This is a genomic window from Pseudomonas sp. S2_B10, assembly GCF_054668425.1.
Genome location: NZ_CP162768.1, coordinates 184,937 through 207,284 on the forward strand (window position 1 = coordinate 184,937; position 22,348 = coordinate 207,284).

The following is a 22,348-nucleotide window of genomic DNA, read 5'->3' on the forward strand; positions in this document are numbered from 1 at the left end:
ATGGCGTCGATCCTAGTGGCTGCCGTCAGTGGATGTCTTGCGCGCGTGCCCGCAGAGAAATTTGTTTGGCGTAGGCCTTGGGCGACTGGCCGGTGTGCTCGCGAAAGCATTTGTAAAACGCCGACAGCGAATTGAAACCGGCGGCAAACGCCAGCTCGTCGACGCGCAATGGCGGTGCGGCGCTGTCCAGTGCACGCAGCAAATGCTGCAGGCGCGCCTGGTTGACGTAGCGATAAAAGCTTTGCCCGAGTACCTGATTGAGCAGATAGGAAATCTGATTGCGGCTGTACCCGCACTCCTTCGCCACCCTTTGCAGGTCAAGCTCAGGGTCCAGATAAGGCTGCTGCTTCTCGAAATACTGCTGCAGGTCTTCGGCCATGAAGCTCAGTTGGCGCGGTGACAGACCGAGACGACTGACCGCCGGACGGCTCGGTGCCGAACTGCCGTTGGTTTGGGTACGCACCAGCGAGGCGTATTCATTGACGCGCCATATCAGGCCGTCCTTGACCGTGATCGCTTCGCTGGAACGGAACGACACCAAACCATCGCCGCCACGCAAGGTCACTTCGTACTGAATGAACGCGGTATTGCCATCCACCCGAATGCGGTCGCAATGCTCGAGCAGTTCGTCGGATTCTCGCGGCATGCTCACGCGCACGTACTCGCGTAACTCATCCAGTCTGAGTACGCGATTCTGAAAGAAATCGTTGTACTGGATATCGGCGTGATAAAGCGCCATGACGCTGTCCAGATCCCGGTGTTTCCAGCTCAGGTGATAGCGCATGACCGTGGCGGCCGTGGCCTGGGTCTGTTCTGGGCCGTCGTCATCGGCGTGCATAAGCGGCTCGGCAAAAAAGAACCGAGCTTGCCCAACTTCCTCTGCCGCTTCAATGAAAAATCCATGGTGGCGTTTTGGCGATAATCGATGAGCCAGTGACTTACATCAAAAAATGCGAATCAATCGCTAAACGGACTGAAAAAACTCACAGTTTTTTCACACACGGATGCTACTTTTAAAGCTCAAGCACTGGTTGAGCCAATGAAGGCTCTTCCCACCTAACATGAGCAAAAGGAAGCGCTCGATGAAGCAGGCGGGCAACACCATGAATAAAGGGTTCAGCAAAGTCACCTTTCCAAATGCTTGCCAGCTGATGCGCTGGCATTTTCATCCCATGGGTTTCGAGGCGACGATGGATGCGCCGGGCAGCCTGATCGCCCGTCTGTTTGATCGTGCCAGCGGCGAAACCATGATCGCCATTGCCGGCATTCCCTGCGCAACGGTGATGAACGCGGCGGACGTCGAGCGCATCATCGAGGCCATCGAAGATGAGCTGGAAGCTTTCACTCCTCCGGAATCTCTCAAGAACTACGCATAACCGCCTGATTTAAAACAAAAAGCCCGCAGCGATGCGGGCTTTTTTATTGATCAGGCGCTGGCCTTCTCGGTTCGATGATCGACGAAGAACGGCTTGCCCTTGGCAACTCGATCCGATGCCCTCGGCATGTTTACCGCTTGGGTTTCCTGCGGTTCGACGTACCAGTAGCAATGGCTGACGGCGCGCGTAATACCAACGTAGGCAAGGCGCAGGATTTCGTCTTTTTGCGCATTGTCGTACGGCTCGCTATCGCCACTTTTGCCCAATCCCGCCATGCGATACACCTGGTTCTTGTACGGAGAACTGGTCAGATGCTGGCAATCACCCAGCAGGAATACCGCATCAGCCTGCAAGCCTTTGGCGCTGTGATAGGTCAGCTGTTTCAGCCGCCGCGCATCATAGGGCAAGCTCGAATCCACATTAATTACAGGCTGAATATGCTGCTCAATCAATAACTTATCGCTGCTTTTTCGATAGAGCATCAAGATCGAATCGCCGCGGCGGTAATGTTCGGCCAGCCGTTGACCCAGCGCCTCGTCATTCCGCTCAAGCACGTTGACCGGCTGCAATGGTTTGGGCTCACCACTGGCCCTGGCCTTCTTGCCTGCGATGGCCGGCGCTGCGCGGACAATGTGCTCGGCGGCATCGATGATGTGTTGATGACTGCGGTAGTTGTCACTGAGCATCACCCGCGTGGTGCTCGGCGAAGGAAACTCCTTGTTGAACTCCATGAAGTAGCTCGGCGAACTGCCGCGCCAGCCGTAAATCGACTGCCAGTCATCACCGACGCACAATAGCGACGACCGCTGCGCCCCTCGCCCAACGTGCATGGCCGGGCCACGGCTGCGGATTTCATTGAGGCTGGCGCGAATCCACGAAACGATCTGCGGCGATACGTCCTGGAATTCGTCGATCATCAAATGCGCCATCGGCCGCAGCAACTCATCGCTGAGCAGCTTGAGGTTGTCCGGCGAGTGTTCGCTGAACAACGCGAACATGCGGTTGTAGGTCATCACTGGCGGTTTCTGATCCAGCAGGTGATCTTCAAATGCGCGCCAGAACAGGCTCAGGGCCTCAAAGAAAAAACGATCAGGATCGTCCTTGGCGAAGCTCATCCGGCTGACCGCGTCCGGCACATCCAGGCCGAGGTTTTCGATGAAGCCCGCCGCGGCGACAAAACAGTCCAGCAATGGCGCGGATGCCAGCTCGCCCTTGACCTTGTAATCAAATCCGGGACCGGCGCTGGCATCTCCGGCCAACGTCGCAAGAACGCGCCTGAATGACTCGTAACTATCCAGCCATATCAATGGCTTACGGCAGAAAGCTTGAAACAGGGTGTGCTTGACCGCCCATTCTGCGCGGACACTCAGCTTGGCGTTGGGTCGGGTCAGCTGGGCGTTTTCCTTGGGATCAAAGCCGAGCACCACCCAGGCATCGAGGCTGGGAATATAGCCATGAGCGTGGAACTTCGAGCCGTTGATTTCAAACGTTTGCCGACTCGGCTCAATGCCTTGGATAGGCCACGCACCGGCGCGAAACCACAGATCCTCGATGACATCGCAGAGCTCTTCATCGCGCTTGGCCGCCAGTTCGGTGACCGCCATGCGTTTCTGCACATCGGGATGATCGCGCTCCAGTTCCTTTAATTGCAAACCCGCGCGGGACAGCGGCTGGATCAATTGGCGGAAACGCTCATCCTCGTTGAACAAGCGGTGGTAGCAGGCATTGAGTTGCTGCCGTTGCGCGTCGTTGATCCGCAGGTCAAACGGATTGCTGTCGACCTCCTCTGCGCCACTTTGCGGGCGATCGCTGAGGTTCTCGAAGGCCTGCAAGCGCTCGAAACCCGGCAGGCTGCGCACCATCGGCAGGATGCGCGAGTGGAAGGTTCGCACCAGTTCGCGCGCCTGCTTGAGGTTCAGCGGCTGCCCCCACAACGTGAATATTTCGATGAGCTTGTTGATGAAGTCCTTGCGCGATTCACGGGTGAAGGTCACCACAGTCATCGAATCCAGCTCAAAACCCAGATAATGGCTGAGCAACAGTATGCGCAGCACCAATGTGGTCGACTTGCCGGCGCCCGCACCGGCGACCACCGAGGTGGACGGCGTATCGCTGAAGATCATTTTCCATTGCGCGGCGCTGGGCTGGGCGTGGGCCGGGAGCAAACGAGCGACGTCAGCCTTGATGCGTTTTTTCAATTCGGCGGTGAGCGGCAGGCGCCAGTCATCGAACAGGTTGTTATCGACGCTGGGCGGCCGATGCTCGGTGTTGCGGCTGTCGCGAATCAGCAGAACCTGGCGGCCTTCCTCCAGACCCTCAAGCTTGCCCTCCTTGAAACCATATTCGACGCCGGCTGTGTGGCCACTGCGAAATCCGTCAGCTTGCCCGTGCAGCCACGATGCCCGGTGCTGCGCGCGCAGCTTGGTCAGACCGTGACCAAAGAATCGCGCGGCCAGACGCTTGAACCAGGGCATCTCGGCCAGTGGACGAAGTTCAGGGGGAAGATCGGGGGTGTGTTGCGCCACGCTGACGGACTCCAGGGTGTGAGGCTGTGGCGGCTATGGTGTCTGGATTTGCTGATGAGTTCTAGCGAAATGCTTACAGGTCATCGGTTTAGGCGACGAATTGAAAGTCGGATGAGACGATTTTGGGGCAAATTCCTATCAAATAACCTGATCATGATGCGGCAGTTTTTGCGCTTTTTATCGATGATTGGCTGATAGATGATCGTCGTCATCAACCACGGGGCCCGCCCCCTGACGAACCTAATTTAAGGAGACGATCATGCTTGAACTCAGACCCTTCAGCTCGCTGGGCGGCGCCCATCATGGCTGGCTGGACGCGCATCACCACTTTTCGTTTGCTGAATACTACGATCCGCAGCGTATGAGCTGGGGCAATTTGCGCGTGTGGAACGACGACATCATCGCCGCAGGCACCGGTTTCCCGCAGCATCCGCACCGCGACATGGAAATCATCACTTACGTGCGTGAAGGTGCCATCACGCACCAGGACAATCTGGGCAACCAGGGCCGCACCGAAGCCGGTGATGTACAAGTGATGAGTGCCGGCACCGGCATCGCCCACAGCGAGTACAACCTCGAAGACAAGGAAACCAAGATCTTCCAGATCTGGATTCTGCCGACCGAAACCGGTGCGCCGCCGTCGTGGGGAGCCAAGCCGTTTCCCAAAGGCGAGCGCGAAGGTTTTGTCACCTTGGCCAGCGGCAAAGACGGCGACGATGAGAGCCTGCACATTCGCGCCAATGCGCGCCTGGTGGCGGCGAACATCAAGGCCGGTGAAACCGCCGAATACCGGCTCGACGAAGGGCGTCGCGCCTATCTGGTTCCGGCCACCGGCGTGATCGAGGTCAATGGCTTGCGTGCCCAAGCGCGTGACGGTGTGGCGGTAGCCCATGAGCAAGTGCTGACGGTCACGGCGATCGAAGACAGCGAGATCGTACTGGTCGACCTGGCTTGATCTGCAGGCAATAAAAAAGGGCAACCCTCACGGTTGCCCTTTTTCATGTGCGCATCATTTGCTGGAAATGGCGCCATCTACCAAAGTTTGCGCCTCGGCCACCAGTTGCTTGAGGTGGTCGTCGCCGAGGAAGCTTTCGGCGTAGATCTTGTAGATGTCTTCAGTGCCCGAAGGGCGCGCGGCGAACCAGCCGTTTTCGGTCATGACTTTCAGACCACCAATGGCCTGATCGTTGCCCGGTGCATGGCTGAGGATGCTCTGGATCTTCTCGCCTGCCAGCTCGGTCGAGGTGACCTGCTCCGGCGCCAGCTTGCTCAGCAGTGCCTTCTGCTCAGGGTTGGCCTTGGCGTCGACGCGTACCGAGAACGGTTCGCCCAGTTCGTCGGTCAGCGCGCGGTAGGCCTGGCTTGGATCGCGCCCGGTGCGCGCCGTCATTTCAGCGGCGAGCAAGGCAGGAATCAGACCGTCCTTGTCGGTGCTCCATACGCCGCCATCCTTGCGCAGGAACGAAGCGCCAGCACTCTCTTCACCGCCAAAACCCAGCGAACCATCGAACAGGCCATCGGCGAACCATTTGAAACCGACCGGCACTTCGTAGAGACGACGGCCCAGGCGCTTGGCCACGCGGTCGATCAGGCCGCTGCTGACCACGGTTTTGCCGACAGCGGCATCAGCGCGCCATTGCGGACGGTTCTGGAACAGGTAGTCGATGGATACCGCCAGATAGTTGTTCGGCGCGAGCAAACCACCGGACGGCGTGACGATGCCGTGGCGGTCGTGATCCGGGTCGCAGGCAAACGCCACGTCGAAACGCTCTTTCAGGCCGATCAGGCCCTGCATCGCGTGGCTGGACGATGGGTCCATACGGATCTGACCGTCCCAGTCGACGGTCATGAAACGGAACGTTGAATCGACCTGTTTATTCACCACTTCCAGGTCGAGACGATAGTGTTCGGCAATGGCCGACCAGTAGCGCACCCCTGCTCCGCCCAGCGGATCGACACCCAGACGCAGCTTGGCATCACGGATGGCATCAAAGTCGATGACGTTGATCAGGTCGGCGACATAGGTGTTCAGGTAATCGTGACGATGGGTCGTGCTGGCCTTGAGCGCCTGCTCGTAGCTGATGCGTTTGACCCCGGCCAGTTTGTTCGCCAGCAGCTCGTTGGCCTTGGCTTCGATCCACTTGGTGATGTGGGTATCGGCCGGGCCACCGTTGGTTGGGTTGTATTTGTAGCCACCGCTTTGTGGCGGGTTGTGCGACGGCGTGATGACGATACCGTCAGCCAGGCCGGAGGTACGGCCGCGGTTGTAGCAGAGAATGGCGTGGGAAATTGCCGGGGTCGGTGTGTACTCATCGCCTTCGGCGATCATCACGGTGACGCCGTTGGCGGCGAGGACTTCCAGTGCGCTGGCGCCCGCCGGGGTCGACAGTGCATGGGTGTCGATGCCGACGAACAGCGGGCCGGTGATGCCCTGGGCTTCGCGATACAGGCAGATCGCCTGGCTGATGGCCAGAACGTGCCATTCGTTGAAACTCAAATCGAACGAACTGCCGCGGTGGCCGGACGTGCCGAACGCCACTCGCTGGGTAGAAATCGATGCATCAGGCTGGCCGGTGTAATAGGCCGTAACCAGTCGCGGGATGTCGACTAACAGTTCTGCCGGTGCCGGTTTGCCCGCAAAAGGACTGAGTGTCATGCAAAAACCTCTGAAATCGGAGTGGTTCAGGAAATGCAGCGCAGTTTACTGGCAGTTTGACCACTGTGCGACGGGATGTATCCGAAACTCGCCCGATGTTTTTTAACGTTATTGGCCGGGCGACAGGCGCAAGGCATCGCCGAGCAAGCCGATGACACTCGGCAAATCCCGCTCGCCATGGTTCAGCGCGCTCAAACGCAGATGATCCGCATGCAAGCCCTGCAGACTGAACAGCTCGCCCGGCGCCACGATGATCTGTTGCTTGAGCAGGCGATGAAACACGCTTGCCATGTCGACCGGGCGTAACGAACGCACCCACACCGTCGCCCCGCCCGGCGGCTCGCCAATCTGCAGGGTATCGCCCAGGCGTTCGCGCAGTGTCTGGATCAACACGGCTCGCCGCTCACCCAGCATTCGCCGCAACACGAATAAATGCTGATCAAGCCGTCCGCCATTCAACAGCCGCGCAATCGCCTTTTGGCGAATGGGCGACAAGCGAAACGCCCGCAGCAGAAAATGGCGCTGCAATTCCTCGCGCCAGTGACGCGACAAGACAAAGCCGAATGGTGCTTCGGCGCCGATGAATTTCTCGAAAGTGGAAAACACCAGCAGACGATCAGGATCGAGCCAACTGCGCAAACGCTGCGAATCATTGCGCTCGTCAAGCTCGCTGTAGCAGTCGTTTTCCAGTACCCAGACGCCATGATGATTGAGCAACTGCGCCGTGGCCTGCTGACACTCGCGAGTGAAACCGTTGCCTTGGGGCATGCTCAGTACGGAAGACAGCAGGATCAAACGAACCGGCTCGTTCTTCAGCAGTGATTCGAGTGCCGACAGATCGAGCACGCCTCGGGCAAGCAATGGCCACTCGATCACGCGTACTCCGCACGACTCGAGCAGGCGCAGGATGACCCAGTCGCACGGTGATTCGACAATCACGGTGGCCTGACGCAATCCAAGCACCGAAATCAGAATCTCCAGGACGCCACGCAGATCAGCGCCGATATAAATGTCATCGGCATGCCAGAAGTGCTCTGTCGAGCTGGTATACCGCGCCGCCAGCGCAACCCGCAGTTCCAGTTCACCGCAAGGCTGCACGAATGTCTGCAACTGACGCGGGTATTGACGCAAAAGCTCACGTTCCGAGGTCAGCAACGGACTGTCCAACGGTTGCAGCGAGGCCGGTTCGTCAGCACTCAACACACACATCCCGGGACGCCTGGCGTTGACGTACACGGTCTCCAGCAGGTCATTGCCGTTGCCGGGTGCATCCATGCTGAACTGCGCTTGCGCGTAATACCCTGACTTGGCGATCGAATAGACCCGGCCTTCCTTTTCCAGAAGCGAATAGGCGTATTGCACCGTTGAGATGGAGACATTCAGCCGGTCCGCCAGTTGTCGCAAGGAAGGCATGCGTACCGCCGCACCACCCCCGGCAGCATCAATCAACGTTGTCAGATATCGATAAACTGCCTGATAAACAAAGTCGTTGTCCCGCGCGCCCTTCACACCCTCATTTCCGTAGATATTGGTTCACAATCCAGGCTCTGGCTCACCGTCAGCGTTCCGTCGACCGCTCGAACGGCGCAGCCGAACGCGCCTCGTCCGAACCCGAACTCTCCGAGGAGAATTGCGCAGGTGCATCAATCTGCACAGGACCCATTGCATACAGGCGGTTCAACAGCCTGACTGGCAAGCCGCTGACTTCCGTCAGCCACTTCATCACCTGCTCAGGTGCGTGCAGACCCTGCATGGCGCGGTGCAGGTCCGGCATGGCGACCAGCATGCCGGGATGACAATTGCGCAGGAAGCGTTCGAGACCTTTGCCGTTGTCGATGAACGGCGCAAACAGCAGGCACGCCAACTGAGTTTCGGTCAATCCGAAACCATTGCTGAGGTAATCCTCGGCAAGCATCCGCAGTTGTTCTGGCCCGCCGGCGTTGTCGTAGCTGGCCAGCAAGTGCTCGCAGACGGTTTCGGCAACCTGCTTTCGCCGCATGTCGGCCAGCGTGTGCCGGACGTAATCGTCGATGCCCGCCTCATAGGCGCGCCCCTCGATGAACCGTGCGTACAAACCTCGCACATGTGCCGAGATCAGAGGATCAGCAAACACCGCTTCGCCCTGGTATAGCGCGAGATCATCAGGTTCATAACCGAGAAACTCGCCCAACAGCGGCCAGCGGTCCTCGAGCTTGCCGACCATCATGTCGTTGATGTCGATAAAACTGGTGCGCCGGCAGGCTTCGAATTCACCTTCCGGTCGCCACACGGTCCGGTCATCATCGGCACGCAGTTCCCGATAAAAGTCATCACCGAGCTCGTCGAGCAGAGGAAAAAGCGTTTCGAATCCGGCATTGACCAGGCCTGGAGCCGGTATTGCCACTCGCTGCATCGCGCGGTTCAGGCCTTCGAGGAAATGCTGCTGACTGCCTTTGGTTTCGGTGCTGATCATGGCGTCGACGCCGTTGTTCCAGCGCGCGATCTGGCTGTAGTACTCGGCCGTCGCCAGGTAGGCGTCATCCCATAATTCAGGTGTTTCCAGCCAGGTGCGACAGTGCCCCACCAGCAGCAGATTGACCCGGCTGGCCTCGCGCCCTTCATTGCTGACAGGCGTGCGATGGTCGAACGGCAGGACCTCGCGGTTATCCACCATCAGCACCTCGACCCGCGGATCGTCATAAAGGAATAGCGCGCTGTAGCTGCGATGCAGGTTTTGCAGGGCGAGCGGGCTGTCGCCATTCCAGCGCAGGGAAGCCACGCGCAGCTGAAAGGTCGCCGGAGCACGGCCGGCAATGGTCAACTGAGCGGCCCGGAGCAAGGCCAGGGTATAGCAGCCGTCCCGCAGGCCGGACTGAGGCACCAGCACCTTGAATTGCCCAATGTTTTCCATGCCGCCTGCGGCCACCACCAAGCGCTGTATCAGCAATTGCAATGCCGTGCGCTCGGCTCGGGAAAAGAAACTCAGCAAACGCTGCAATACTTGCTGATAGACATAGTTCATTGCCTGATCATGGATCGTGCTCATCGGTATTTACCCGGTATCAAAAGTTTCATGCCGCGCAGACATGACAGTAGGCGCGCGGCAATTGGATCAATAAGTAATAGACGCTGAAATGCTAACACTTACAAAGTTGTAGTTATTTGAAACACTTCACCTGAACAAAGCCTTCCAGATGCCAGGCTGGACGCTCAACCACCCGTATTCATTGGCCCTTCGTCACTCAACAATGTTCTGAGGAAACTTCCCACAACGTCCCACGCCAAATCATTACAAGAAAAAGAGAAGCAACTTCCGAATCGCCCTACAGCAATTAAACAGAAATTGACGAAGCCAGCTGAGCCAGCCATTTGATATTGCCTCGGACAAATTGAATGCACAGCCATAGCTCATTCCTTGAGATGAAAGTAATCATTCAATTATCAGTGCTTATAGTGTGATTAGAAGATACAGATGAACGGCAAAAACCAGTTCAGTTACTGAAAAGGCCAATGCTTCGATGTCGGGGAGGGTTTACTGACAGCGGAGGGTATAAACAGAAAAGAGTCCGTGGGGGCCACGGACTCTGATGAGCGGATTTACGCGGTTTCCACTTGCAGGGCCACTCGCTCGCGGCATGGGCATTCGTCCATGTAGCGATGCGCTTCGACGAACTCGTTGAACGGGAATACACGAGTCTTGAGCGGCAGGAGCACGCGGTCAGCGGTCAACTGGTTGATGTCACGCAAAGCACGCTGCAGAGCGACGTGGTCCTGGACAATGCCCAGCTCCGGCTTGCCGGTGAAGTTGCCGATGCAGTGCACGAAGAACTGGATATTCTTCTGAAACGCCGCACACGCCGGGAACGGGGTCTGGTTGCCACCTTGCAGGCCGTACAGCACCAGACTGCCGCGTGGCGCCAGCACATCGCCGAGCAACGACATCTGCGGGCCGCCAAGACCATCGAACACCACATCGACGCCGCGGTTGTCGGTGATCTTGTTGATGCGCATCAACAGATCTTCCTCTTCTGTGACGATGACCTTCTCCGCACCGAGGGACAGCAGGTACTCCCGCTCCTCCGCCGATTTGGTCGCCGCGATCACTCGCACACCCAGCGCCTTGCCCAATTGAACAAAAGACGGGCCGGCGCAGTGGCTGGCGTCAGTCACCAGCGCAAATTGACCCGGTTTGACCCGCGCCAGATCGGCATAAGCGAAGTAGGCGATCAGCAGCGGCGTGTAATGCACGCTCGCTTCGATCGGGCTGAGCACATCGGGATAACGGGTCAGCGCGGTGCGTGGCAGGACGATGGACTCGCCGTACACCGGATAGTCGTTCGGGCTTTCTGCAGGAAAACTGGCCACTTTGTCGCCGACGGACAGGTCTTCGACATCAGCGCCCACCGCAGTGACCACGCCAGCCATTTCATGACCGAGGCCCGAAGGCAGACGTGCCTGGGACGACGCCAGATTCTGGCGCCACAGGGTGTCGTACCAACTGATGCCGATTGCCTCGACACGCACCTGCACTTCGCCAGGACCTGGCTGAGCAGCCGCATGCTCTTCGCATTTGAGCACCTCGGCCGGACCAAACTTGTGAAAACGGATCGTGCGGGACATCGCAAACCTCGTCAAAGTAACCTCTAATGCCATGAACTCTATCTGGGCTTTGGACCCAAGACCATCAGTGGCTATTAATAGTCGACATGCCTGTCATTGATTCCGCATCAAGGGCGGCATTGGCAAAATCCATGAAAAAAGGCCTGCCACCGTCGCAGTAAAGCTGAATTTTCCGGTGCAGAGTACCAGCCTTTCCCCGTAAGATTCATGCCGGCCATTGTTCTCATATGGCCGCCCTCGTCAAGTTTGATGACTCTGCCAGGACTCCAGATGAATCGTAATGACCTGCGTCGTGTCGACCTGAACCTGCTGATCGTGTTCGAAACATTGATGCACGAACGCAGTGTGACTCGGGCCGCGGAAAAATTGTTCCTCGGCCAACCGGCTATCAGTGCGGCGCTGTCGCGCCTGCGCAGCCTGTTTGACGATCCCTTGTTTGTCCGCACCGGTCGCAGCATGGAACCTTCCGCGCGCGCGGTGGAAATCTTCGCCCTGCTCTCGCCTGCCCTTGATTCGATCTCGACCGCCGTCAGTCGTGCCGCCGATTTCGATCCGGCGACCAGCACCTCGGTGTTCCGCATTGGATTATCCGACGACGTCGAATTCGCCCTGCTGCCCATGCTGCTCAAGCGCCTGCGCGCCGAAGCACCGGGCATTGTCCTCGTGGTGCGGCGGGTCAATTACATATTGATGCCGGGCCTGCTGGCCTCCGGCGAGATTTCGATCGGCGTCAGCTACACCACCGACCTGCCGGCCAACGCCAAGCGCAAGGTCCTGCGCCGCAGCGCACCGAAGCTGCTGCGCGCCGACACCGTGCCGGGGCCGCTGAGCCTGGACGACTACTGCGCCCGACCGCATGCACTGGTGTCGTTCGCTGGCGACCTCAGTGGTTTCGTCGATGAAGAACTGGAGAAACTCGGACGCAAACGGCACGTGGTGCTGGCGGTACCGCAGTTCAACGGACTGGGCACGCTGCTGGCGGGCACCGATATCGTCGCGACCGTGCCGGATTACACGGCTGAGGCACTGACGGCAGCTGGCGGTCTGCGTGCTGAAGATCCACCGCTGCCGACGCGTACATTTGAACTGCACATGGCCTGGCGTGGGTCGCAGGATAACGACCCGGGAGAGCGGTGGTTGAGGTCGCGGATTCAGATGTTCTTTGGGGATCCGGATAGCCTGTAGCCGGACCTACTTGCCACCCGTCACATCCAGAAAAGTCCCGGTGACAAACGAAGCCTCCGCGCTGGCCAGCCACAAAATGGCCCGCGCCACCTCTTCCGGCTGACCGCCCCGCCCCATCGGGATCGAGTCCTTCACGCGATCCACCCGCCCCGGTTCGCCGCCGCTGGCGTGCATGTCGGTATAGATGTGCCCCGGGCGAATGCAGTTGACCCTGATCCCTTCCCGCGCGACTTCCTTGGCAAAGCCGATGGTGAAAGTTTCCAGCGCGCCTTTCGATGCTGCGTAGTCGACGTATTCATTCGGGCTACCCAGGCGCGCCGAGGCAGAAGAAACGTTGATCACTGCGCCACCTGTGCCGCCGTGCCGGTAAGCCATGCGCTTCACCGCCTGCTGCGCGCACAGGATCGGCCCAAGCGCATTGACTGCGAAGATGCGCTGCATGCGTTCGAAGCTCAGGTCCTCCATGCGTGACTGTTTCGCCAGCACGCCAGCGTTATTCACAAGAACATCGATACACCCGAATGAACGATCGATGGCCGAGAACAGTTCAGCAACCTGCTCGGGGTCAGCACTGTCAGCACGCACCGCGATGCCTTTGCGCCCCAACGCTTCGATATCCGCCACCACCTCAAGAGCGGCAGACTCGTTGGCGACGTAGCTGATGGCGACGTCGTAGCCTTGCGCGGCGGCGAGTCGGGCGGTGGCGGCGCCGACTCCGCGACTGCCGCCGGTGATCAGAATCAGCGGTGCTTGCGAGACTTTATCCATGCGACGTTCTCCTGAGCAGTTGGCCTATGTCAGCCGATGATGATGGCGCCGCTGGCGATGACCACGCATGCCAGCATCCTGCGGACGGTGAGCTTTTCACCGAGGAACAAATAGCCGAGCAATGCCGCGAACAGCACGCTGGTTTCGCGCAGGGCCGACACCGCGCCCAGTGGCGCTTCGTTCATCGCGTAGATAACAATTGCGTAAGCCAGTAAGGAAACCAGCCCGCCTACCACTGCGGCGAGCATGCCGGGCCGCACGGAAAACAGACTGCGAGCATCGCGCAGGCCGATATACACCAATGGCATCAACACACCCCACAGGGCGCTCATCCACACCGTGTACGCGAGCGGCGCACCGGAAAGCCTGGCGCCAATGCCATCGACGACGCTGTAGGCGGCGATGAAACAACCGGTACCCAGCGCATATGGCAGGCTCGGCACCGACAGGCTGCGCCCTCGGAACGCCAACGAGATGATCCCCCCGGACACCAGACCAATGCCGAGCAGTTCGCCGGGGGTTATGGTTTCGCCGGCAAACAGCGCGGCGCCGAGGGTGATCAGCGCTGGCGACGACCCACGGGAAATCGGATAGATCTGCCCTAGATCGCCGACCCGATAGCTGCGTACCAGAAACAGGTTGTAGCCGACATGCAGCAGTGCCGAGAGCAGCGCGTAACCCCAGCTCTCAGGTGCAGGCGGGGCCATGAAAGAGGCGGCGATGGCGCAGACGATGGCGATGGCCACGCACATCATCGTCATCGACCAGAGCCGATCGGCGCCACCGCGCAGCAGCGCGTTCCAGCTGGCGTGCAGGAGCGCGGCGAACAGAACGAGGAGTACGAGATGGATTGGCATGCAGCATTCTAGGCATCCCTGGCATCGGCATTACAGTGAAGTCTCCTCATTACACCGTGAGCAATTGCTCATACTTCAGCGCTGTGCGCTCTGCACCTTCAACGCTTCACTGAGCAACCACTCGCGAAATTTGAGGATATGCGGCTGGGCTTCGATGCCTTTGGGACAGACGAAATAATAAGCAAGCGGCGAAGTGAACGGCACATCGAACAGCCTCAGCAAGCGGCCGTCGCCGATTTCATTTTCGACATGCCCACTGCGCACCAACGCCACTCCCTGGCCGAGCAACGCAGCTTCCACCGTCATGTTGGTGTCGCCAAACCTGACGCCTTCGCGCAGCGGTAAAAACTCCAGCCCGACGGACTGAAACCACACCTCCCATTTCGGCGCCAACTCGGCGCCGTCGCGAATGAGTAACGGCATCTGCAGCAACTCGGCGGGACTGCCCGGCCTGCCGACGCGCTGCAGCAGTTCGGGGCTGGCCACGGGAAACACCTGTTCGCCGAAGAGGAACTCTGAATACAGACCGGGGTAATTGCCCTTGCCCAAGCGGATTGCGACATCGGCTTCGCCATTGGCGAAGTGGATGATCTTGTCCGTGGTATCCAGCGACACCAACAGCTCCGGGTGCAGGCGCGACAGAGTCGGCAAGCGTGGTAGCAGCCACTTCAAGGCAAACGAATAAGTGGTGCTGACAGTCAGGCGAACCCTGTCCTTTTGCTCGCGCAGATCCTCCAGCGTTGCTTCAAGGCTGATGAAAAACTCGCGCACGATCGGCGCCAGCGTCGCCCCCGCTGTTGTAAGGCGTAACGCCTTGCCGCGCTCGAACAATTGCAAGCCCCAAAGTTCTTCAAGGTGCCGGAGCTGATGACTGACGGCGCTCTGGGTCACGTGCAACTCTAGAGCGGCAGCGGTGAACGTCGGGTGTCGGGTGGCCACTTCAAAAGCACGCAGGGTCGCGGTCGGGGGCAGGTCGCGCATAAAAATGATCCGGGGACGATAAATGTCAGAGCATGAGGTTGCGCTCATGTTAGAGCGAAACTCCCTTGGTTGCCCGTTCCGCGATATTGGCTTATTGCTCCGGCAAGTGGCCGAGGTGCTGGTAACAGCGAGGTATTTAATCGCCGGATAATCCTCCGCGCGCAGCGTCGGTCGCAATCATTGCAGATCAAGCAACACAGAATTGCCTTCAGGCCGATTGTTAGCCCCCTAACGAAAGGTGCATGCTAGAGGGCTGCCTCGGCGCTTATATCATTCCGAATGATAGTTACCTTTGCTTCATTCGATTCGTGCCATCACACCCGCGCCGAGCATCATCCGCCCATCTTCAATACTTCGGCGGATTGCATCCATGGAACAATCACTCAAACATTTGCGCTTCCCGTTGGCCATGCTGGCCGTACTGGTGATGAGCGCCTGCGGCAAAACTCCGGAGACTGCCGGCGCCCCGCCCGCTGCCAAAGTCAGCGTAGCCAAGGTGCTGGAACAACCGGTCAACGAGTGGGACGAATTTACCGGGCGCCTCGAAGCGCCGGAAACCGTTGAAATCCGCCCACGGGTTTCGGGCCAGATCGATCAGGTCGCGTTCACCGAAGGCGCGCTGGTCAAGAAAGGCGACCTGCTGTTCCAGATCGATCCGCGTCCGTTCCAGGCCGAGGTACGCCGCCTCGAAGCTCTGGTTGCTCAAGCCCGCGCCACCGCCACTCGCAGCGAAAACGAAGCCGCTCGCGGTGAACGTCTGCGTACCAGCAACGCCATTTCCGCTGAACTGGCCGACTCGCGCACCAGCGCTGCCCAAGAGGCCCGCGCCGCCGTCGGTGCTCTGCAGGCACAATTGGACCTGGCCAAACTGAATCTGAGCTTCACCCGCGTGACCGCACCGATCAGCGGCCGCGTCAGCCGCGCCGAAATCACTGCCGGCAACCTGGTGACCGCCGATACCACCGCACTGACCAGCGTCGTCTCCACCGACAAGGTCTACGCCTATTTCGACGCCGACGAACGCGTGTTCCTCAAATACACCCAACTGGCCCGCAACGGCCAGCGTGGCGCCACTACGCCGGTATACATGGGCCTGTCCAACGAAGACGGCAACCCGCACCTCGGCCAGATGAACTTCGTCGACAACCAGGTCAATCCGAAAACCGGCACCATCCGTGGTCGCGCAGTCTTCGACAACGCTGACGGCACCTACACCCCGGGCTTGTACGCACGGCTGAAACTGGTCGGCAGCGGCACCTACAACGCCATGCTGATCAATGACGAAGCCGTGGGCACTGACCTGGGCAAGAAGTTCGTGCTGGTGATGGATGGCGACAACAAGACCGCCTACCGCGCCGTAGAACTCGGTCCGAAGATCGAAGGCCTGCGCATCGTCCGCAACGGTCTGAACAAGGACGACACCATCATCGTCAAGGGCTTGCAACGGGTTCGTCCTGGCTCACCGGTCACCCCTGAGGTGATTCCGATGGCCAGCGAGCAGACCCTCGCCGCCCTCGCTCAACAACGTCAAGCGCTGGAAGCCAGCAACCTGCCCAAAGTTGCCCCTTCCAAGGGTGCATCGGGTTCGGCTGCGAAGCTGGCTGCTACGACCCCACGCGGTTAAGGGACGACAACTCCGATGAATTTTTCCCAATTCTTCATTTCCCGGCCGATCTTCGCAGCGGTGCTGTCGCTGTTGATCCTGATCGCCGGTGCGATCTCGCTGTTCCAGTTGCCGATCAGCGAATACCCGGAAGTCGTGCCGCCGACCGTGGTCGTGCGCGCCAACTTCCCGGGCGCCAACCCCAAAGTCATCGGTGAAACCGTGGCTGCTCCGCTGGAGCAAGCCATCACCGGTGTCGAGAACATGTTGTACATGTCCTCGCAATCGACCGCCGACGGCAAGATCACCCTGACCATCACCTTCGCCCTGGGCACCGACCTGGACAACGCGCAGGTGCAAGTGCAGAACCGGGTGACCCGGACCGAGCCGAAGCTTCCCGAGGAAGTGACGCGCATCGGTATCACCGTCGACAAGGCTTCGCCCGACCTGACCATGGTTGTGCACTTGACCTCACCGGACAAGCGCTACGACATGCTGTACCTGTCCAACTACGCGATCCTCAACATCAAGGATGAGCTGGCTCGCCTGGGTGGTGTCGGTGATGTGCAGTTGTTCGGTATGGGCGACTACTCGCTGCGCGTCTGGCTTGATCCGAACAAGACCGCTTCGCGCAATCTGACCGCGACCGATGTGGTGACCGCGATTCGCGAGCAGAACCGTCAGGTCGCCGCCGGTCAACTGGGCGCGCCCCCTGCCCCGACCGCGCAAAGTTTCCAGCTGTCGGTCAACACCCAAGGCCGTCTGGTCTCCGAAGAAGAGTTCGAGAATATCGTCATTCGCGCAGGCGCCGACGGTGAGATCACTCGCCTGAAGGACATCGCACGCATTGAACTGGGTTCTAGCCAATACGCCTTGCGCTCGCTGCTGAACAATCAGCCGGCTGTAGCGATTCCGATCTTCCAGCGTCCCGGTTCCAACGCCATCGACATTTCCAACGAAGTGCGCGGCAAGATGGAAGAGCTGAAGAAAGGCTTCCCGCAGGGCATGGACTACAGCATCGTGTATGACCCGACGATCTTCGTTCGTGGCTCGATCGAGGCGGTGGTGCACACCCTGTTCGAAGCGCTGATCCTCGTGGTGCTGGTGGTGATTCTGTTCCTGCAGACCTGGCGCGCCTCGATCATCCCGTTGGTGGCGGTGCCGGTATCGTTGATCGGTACGTTTGCGGTCATGCACCTGTTCGGTTTCTCGCTCAACGCCCTGTCGCTGTTTGGCCTGGTACTGGCCATCGGTATCGTGGTGGATGACGCCATCGTCGTGGTGGAAAACGTCGAACGGAACATCGAACTCGGCCTGACGCCGGTCGAAGCGACCAAGCGCGCCATGCGGGAAGTGACCGGGCCGATCGTGGCCACCGCACTGGTGCTGTGTGCGGTGTTCATTCCAGCGGCGTTCATTTCTGGCCTCACCGGGCAGTTCTACAAACAGTTCGCACTGACCATCGCTATCTCGACAGTGATCTCGGCGTTCAACTCGCTGACCCTGTCGCCAGCATTGGCCGCTGTGTTGCTGAAAAGCCACGACGCGCCGAAAGACCGCTTCTCGAAAGTGCTCGACAAGATCTTCGGTGGCTGGCTGTTCCGTCCGTTCAACCGCTTCTTCGATCGCGCCAGCCATGGCTACGTCGGCACCGTGCGCCGGGTTATCCGTAGCAGCGGCATCGCCCTGCTCGTATATGCGGGCCTGATGGTACTGACCTTCTTCGGTTTCTCCAGCACGCCGACCGGTTTCGTACCCGGCCAGGACAAGCAATACCTGGTGGCCTTCGCGCAATTGCCGGATGCCGCGAGCCTGGATCGCACCGAAGACGTGATCAAGCGCATGTCCGACCTCGCGCTGAAACAGCCGGGCGTGGAAAGCGCCGTAGCGTTCCCGGGCCTGTCGATCAACGGTTTCACCAACAGCCCGAACGCCGGCATCGTCTTCGTGACGCTGAAACCGTTCGACGAGCGTAAAGACCCGAGCATGTCCGCCGGCGCGATTGCCGGCGCCTTGAACGGCCAGTACGCGAACATTCAGGAAGCTTACATGGCGATCTTCCCGCCACCGCCGGTACAAGGTCTGGGCACCATTGGTGGTTTCCGCCTGCAAATCGAAGACCGGGGCAACCTGGGCTACGACGAGCTGTACAAAGAAACCATGAACATCATCAACAAAAGCCACAACGTGCCGGAACTGGCCGGCCTGTTCACCAGCTACACGGTGAACGTGCCGCAGGTCGATGCCGCCATCGACCGTGAAAAAGCCAAGACCCACGGCGTGGCCGTCAGCGATATCTTCGACACCCTGCAGATCTATTTGGGTTCGCTGTATGCCAACGACTTCAACCGCTTCGGGCGCACCTACCAGGTCAACGTTCAGGCCGAACAACAGTTCCGCCTTGAATCCGACCAGATCGGCCAGCTGAAAGTACGCAACAACAAAGGCGAAATGATCCCGCTGGCGACCTTCATCAAGGTCAGCGACACCTCGGGACCGGATCGGGTGATGCACTACAACGGCTTCATCACCGCTGAAATCAACGGTGCCGCAGCCCCGGGCTACAGCTCTGGCCAGGCGGAAAAAGCCATCGAGAAACTGCTCAAGGAAGAACTTCCGAACGGCATGACCTATGAGTGGACCGACCTGACCTACCAGCAGATTCTGTCCGGCAACACCGCGCTGTTCGTGTTCCCGCTCTGCGTACTGCTGGCGTTCCTGGTACTCGCCGCCCAATACGAAAGCTGGAGCCTGCCACTGGCGGTGATCCTGATCGTACCGATGACCCTGCTGTCGGCCATCACCGGTGTGATCATTTCCGGCGGTGACAACAACATCTTCACCCAGATCGGCTTGATCGTACTGGTGGGACTTGCCTGTAAAAACGCGATTCTGATCGTCGAATTCGCCAAGGACAAACAGGAAGAAGGCCTCGATCCGCTCGCTGCGGTGCTGGAAGCCTGCCGCCTGCGTCTGCGGCCGATTCTGATGACCTCCTTCGCGTTCATCATGGGTGTGGTGCCACTGGTGTTCTCCAGCGGTGCCGGTGCCGAAATGCGTCACGCCATGGGTGTGGCGGTGTTCTCCGGGATGCTCGGGGTGACCTTCTTCGGTCTGCTGCTGACGCCAGTGTTCTATGTACTGATCCGTAACTTTGTCGAACGCGGCGAGCAGCGCAAAGCAGCAAAGGCGCACACTCTTCAAAAGCCACTGGAGGCGCAACAATGAGTCTGAAAGTCTTCCTGCCGAGTCTGCTGGTGCTGGCCCTCAGCGCCTGCGCCGTCGGCCCCGACTACAAGACCCCAGCCACGGAGGCGGCCAATATCACGACCGCCACCGACGGCGCCGCCGGGCAAAAGAACTTCGACCGTTCGAAATTCGAAGGCATCTGGTGGCAGCAATTCGACGATCCGACTCTGAACCAGTTGGTGAGCCAGTCGCTGCAAGGCAACCGTGAACTGCGCGTGGCGTTCGCCCGCTGGAAAGCCGCCCGGGCGTTCCGCGACGACGCCAGCAATGATGCGATGCCGACCATCACCAGCCGCGCCAGCAGCGACTTGGGCAAGGGCCAGATTCCCGGCCAGACCACCGACCGGGTCAATAGCGAGCGCTATGACCTCGGTCTGGACATGGCCTGGGAGCTTGACCTGTTCGGCCGCATCCAGCGCAATCTGGAAGCCAGCGATGCCGACCAGCAGGCCGCCGAAGCCGATCTGTATCAGCTGCAAGTCACCATGATTGCCGAACTGGTCGACGCCTACGGTCAACTGCGCGGCGCCCAGCTGCGGGAAAAAATCGCCGTGGCCAACCTGAACAACCAGCAGGAGTCGCGCAAGATCACCATCAGCCTGCGTGACGCCGGTGTCGGTGATCAGCTTGATGTCGAGCGCGCCGATGCGCGTCTGGCCAACGTCGAAGCCACCGTGCCGCAGTTGCAGGCGGAACAGGTTCGGCAGAAAAACCGTATCGCCACCCTGCTCGGCGAACGCCCGGACAAACTGACCGTCGACCTGAGCCCGAAAGATCTGCCGGCCATCGCCAAGGCGCTGCCAATCGGTGATCCGGGTGAACTGCTGCAACGTCGTCCGGACATTCTCAGCGCCGAACGGCAATTGGCTTCGGCCACTGCGCGCATCGGCGTGGCCAAAGCCGACCTGTTCCCACGGGTCAGCCTCAGCGGCTTCCTCGGCTGGACGGCCGGACGTGGCTCGCAGATCGGTTCCTCGGCAGCCAACGCATGGGCACTCGGCCCGAGCATCACCTGGGCTGCGTTTGACCTCGGCAGCGTCCGCGCCCGTTTGCGCGGTGCCGATGCTGACGCCGAAGGCGCGCTGGCTAACTACGAGCAACAGGTGCTGCTGGCGCTGGAAGAATCGGAAAATGCCTTCAGCGATTACGGCAAGCGTCAGCAACGTTTGATCTCGCTGATCCGTCAGAGCGAATCGAGTCGCAAGGCCGCTGATCTGGCAGAAATCCGTTATCGCGAAGGCACCACCGATTTCCTCGTCCTGCTCGACGCTCAACGTGAGCGCCTGAACGCCGAAGACAGTCAGGCCCAGGCCGAAGTCGAGCTGTATCGCGGCATCGTCGCGATCTACAAGGCCCTCGGCGGTGGCTGGCAACCGGAGACAGTCGCCAGCAAGTAAAGGTTGTTAAAGAGCTCCTTTGGTTGGCCGCAACCAACCAAATTTTTTGCCCCGCGTATCATTCGGTCGCGGGGTTTTTTTATGCCTGTTTGCAGCACTGGGATTTTTTGTGGGAGCGAGCCTGCTCGCGAAAGCGTCAGGTCAGACATATCAGCGGTGGCTGATACTCTGCCTTCGCGAGCAGGCTCGCTCCCACAATGGATCAGCGGTGATCCTCCAGGACGGTGACAGTGGCGGTTGTACCGGCGCGCAGGCGATTCTTGCCGGCAAAGTCACCATCAATCCCAATGCGCACCGGCACCCGTTGCGCGAGCTTCACCCAGGTGTAACTCGGGTTGATGTTTGCCAGCAATCGGCTGCCCGGCGCGTTTTCGCGGTCGGCGATGGCGAAGGCGATGCTTTCTACCGTGCCGCCGAAACGCTCACCGCTCATCAATTGAATGCGTACCCGATCACCCTCCTCGATTCGCGGCAGCTTGGTTTCCTCGAAGTAACCACTGACATAGAACGAATCGCTGTCGACCAGCGCCAGGAGTGCCCCGCCGGCTTGTGCATAGTCACCCTGGCGGGTCAGCAGGTTGGTCACGTAACCGCTCACTGGCGATTCAACGCGGGTGCGCTGCAAGTCCAGTTCGGCTTGGGTCAGCGCGGCAATTGCCAGTTGCACATTGGCTTCGGCCAACCCGAGGTTGGCCTGATTGCGCAACAGATCCGCCTGGGCAACCGCCACGTCGGTACTGGCCTTCTCCCATTCCTCACCGGAAATGGCGAAGCCTTGCTTCAGCGTACGTCGCCGGCGCTCCTCGCTCTGACGTTGTTTGAGCAACGCTTCACTGGCGACGATTGCCGCTTGCGATTGCCCCAGCGAGGCCTTGGACACCTCCACCGAGCGTCGGGCATGCTCGACCGCCAGTTGATAGCGCGCCGGATCGATCTCCAGCAACAACTGGCCCTTGTCGACATGCTGGTTGTCCTGCACCGCCAGTTTGACGATACGCCCCGAAACATCCGCTGACAGCGTCACCACATCCGCCCTCACCCGAGCATCCCGTGTCCACGGCGCGCGGGTGTAATACTCCCAGGCGAACCAGCCGAGGACGATCGCCAGGATCACCACTGCCACGGTCATCATTCGTGCAACTAGTGCTTTCA

At 59.6% G+C, this 22,348-nt stretch carries 16 protein-coding genes; 6 read left to right on the forward strand and 10 right to left on the reverse strand.

Going from position 1 to position 22,348, the window contains the following annotated elements:
• Positions 1-25: 25 nt before the first annotated feature.
• A complete protein-coding gene (locus tag AB4O45_RS00760; RefSeq protein WP_056789824.1) occupies positions 26-838 on the reverse strand; it encodes an AraC family transcriptional regulator in 813 nt (270 codons plus the stop codon).
• Between the two features lie 265 nt (positions 839-1,103).
• Here AB4O45_RS00760 and AB4O45_RS00765 point away from each other — a divergent pair, with 265 nt between their 5' ends.
• Positions 1,104-1,376 carry a DUF1652 domain-containing protein gene (locus AB4O45_RS00765; RefSeq protein WP_041480416.1) on the forward strand — a complete coding sequence of 91 codons (273 nt, stop codon included), beginning with the start codon at positions 1,104-1,106 and terminating at the stop codon, positions 1,374-1,376.
• A gap of 50 nt (positions 1,377-1,426) precedes the next feature.
• Here AB4O45_RS00765 and AB4O45_RS00770 read toward each other — a convergent pair whose 3' ends face one another.
• Positions 1,427-3,901 carry a UvrD-helicase domain-containing protein gene (locus AB4O45_RS00770; RefSeq protein WP_460160941.1) on the reverse strand — a complete coding sequence of 825 codons (2,475 nt, stop codon included), beginning with the start codon at positions 3,899-3,901 and terminating at the stop codon, positions 1,427-1,429.
• 259 nt (positions 3,902-4,160) lie between these two features.
• On the opposite strand from AB4O45_RS00770, the gene AB4O45_RS00775 reads away from it, so the two are divergent.
• Positions 4,161-4,856 (forward strand): pirin family protein, encoded by a 696-nt coding sequence (locus AB4O45_RS00775; protein ID WP_305380849.1) that lies wholly within the window; start codon positions 4,161-4,163, stop codon positions 4,854-4,856.
• Positions 4,857-4,910: 54 nt separating this feature from the next.
• On the opposite strand, the gene pgm is transcribed toward AB4O45_RS00775, so the two are convergent.
• The 4 genes from pgm to AB4O45_RS00795 all read right to left on the reverse strand — a co-directional run bounded on the left by pgm (position 4,911) and on the right by AB4O45_RS00795 (position 11,156).
• Complete coding sequence (gene pgm / locus AB4O45_RS00780; RefSeq protein ID WP_056789815.1) at positions 4,911-6,557, reverse strand: phosphoglucomutase (alpha-D-glucose-1,6-bisphosphate-dependent); 1,647 nt, start codon at positions 6,555-6,557, stop codon at positions 4,911-4,913.
• A 108-nt stretch (positions 6,558-6,665) separates the two neighbouring features.
• The gene (locus AB4O45_RS00785; protein WP_315435105.1) at positions 6,666-8,066 is read right to left on the reverse strand and encodes a PLP-dependent aminotransferase family protein; all 1,401 of its coding nucleotides are present in this window, start codon (positions 8,064-8,066) and stop codon (positions 6,666-6,668) included.
• 49 nt (positions 8,067-8,115) lie between these two features.
• Positions 8,116-9,582: a hypothetical protein gene (locus AB4O45_RS00790; RefSeq protein WP_252867676.1), complete on the reverse strand. Its 1,467-nt coding sequence runs from the start codon at positions 9,580-9,582 to the stop codon at positions 8,116-8,118.
• Positions 9,583-10,133: 551 nt separating this feature from the next.
• The gene (locus tag AB4O45_RS00795; RefSeq protein ID WP_095180096.1) at positions 10,134-11,156 is read right to left on the reverse strand and encodes a zinc-dependent alcohol dehydrogenase family protein; all 1,023 of its coding nucleotides are present in this window, start codon (positions 11,154-11,156) and stop codon (positions 10,134-10,136) included.
• Between the two features lie 270 nt (positions 11,157-11,426).
• Between AB4O45_RS00795 and AB4O45_RS00800 the strand changes: the two genes are divergently transcribed.
• Positions 11,427-12,341, forward strand: coding sequence for a LysR family transcriptional regulator (locus tag AB4O45_RS00800; RefSeq protein ID WP_016774850.1), 915 nt, complete (start codon positions 11,427-11,429; stop codon positions 12,339-12,341).
• A 6-nt stretch (positions 12,342-12,347) separates the two neighbouring features.
• On the opposite strand, the gene AB4O45_RS00805 is transcribed toward AB4O45_RS00800, so the two are convergent.
• The 3 genes from AB4O45_RS00805 to gcvA form a co-directional block, all read right to left on the reverse strand.
• Positions 12,348-13,109: an SDR family oxidoreductase gene (locus tag AB4O45_RS00805; protein WP_252876372.1), complete on the reverse strand. Its 762-nt coding sequence runs from the start codon at positions 13,107-13,109 to the stop codon at positions 12,348-12,350.
• A gap of 29 nt (positions 13,110-13,138) precedes the next feature.
• Positions 13,139-13,966, reverse strand: coding sequence for a DMT family transporter (locus AB4O45_RS00810; protein ID WP_252876373.1), 828 nt, complete (start codon positions 13,964-13,966; stop codon positions 13,139-13,141).
• A 75-nt stretch (positions 13,967-14,041) separates the two neighbouring features.
• Positions 14,042-14,947, reverse strand: coding sequence for a transcriptional regulator GcvA (gene gcvA / locus AB4O45_RS00815; protein ID WP_460160942.1), 906 nt, complete (start codon positions 14,945-14,947; stop codon positions 14,042-14,044).
• Between the two features lie 370 nt (positions 14,948-15,317).
• Here gcvA and mexE point away from each other — a divergent pair, with 370 nt between their 5' ends.
• Genes mexE through AB4O45_RS00830 form a run of 3 tightly spaced genes read left to right on the forward strand, consistent with a single transcriptional unit; the run spans position 15,318 to position 21,196 of the window.
• The gene (mexE, locus tag AB4O45_RS00820; RefSeq protein ID WP_095180098.1) at positions 15,318-16,571 is read left to right on the forward strand and encodes a multidrug efflux RND transporter periplasmic adaptor subunit MexE; all 1,254 of its coding nucleotides are present in this window, start codon (positions 15,318-15,320) and stop codon (positions 16,569-16,571) included.
• 15 nt (positions 16,572-16,586) lie between these two features.
• The gene (locus AB4O45_RS00825; RefSeq protein ID WP_460138059.1) at positions 16,587-19,778 is read left to right on the forward strand and encodes an efflux RND transporter permease subunit; all 3,192 of its coding nucleotides are present in this window, start codon (positions 16,587-16,589) and stop codon (positions 19,776-19,778) included.
• Positions 19,775-21,196, forward strand: a complete 1,422-nt coding sequence (locus AB4O45_RS00830; RefSeq protein ID WP_460160943.1) for an efflux transporter outer membrane subunit — start codon at positions 19,775-19,777, stop codon at positions 21,194-21,196. The genes AB4O45_RS00825 and AB4O45_RS00830 overlap by 4 nt, the downstream gene beginning before the upstream one ends.
• A 202-nt stretch (positions 21,197-21,398) precedes the next feature.
• Here the strand turns inward: AB4O45_RS00830 and AB4O45_RS00835 are convergent, their stop codons facing one another.
• Positions 21,399-22,328, reverse strand: coding sequence for a biotin/lipoyl-binding protein (locus AB4O45_RS00835; protein ID WP_375709714.1), 930 nt, complete (start codon positions 22,326-22,328; stop codon positions 21,399-21,401).
• Between the last annotated feature and the right edge of the window lie 20 nt (positions 22,329-22,348).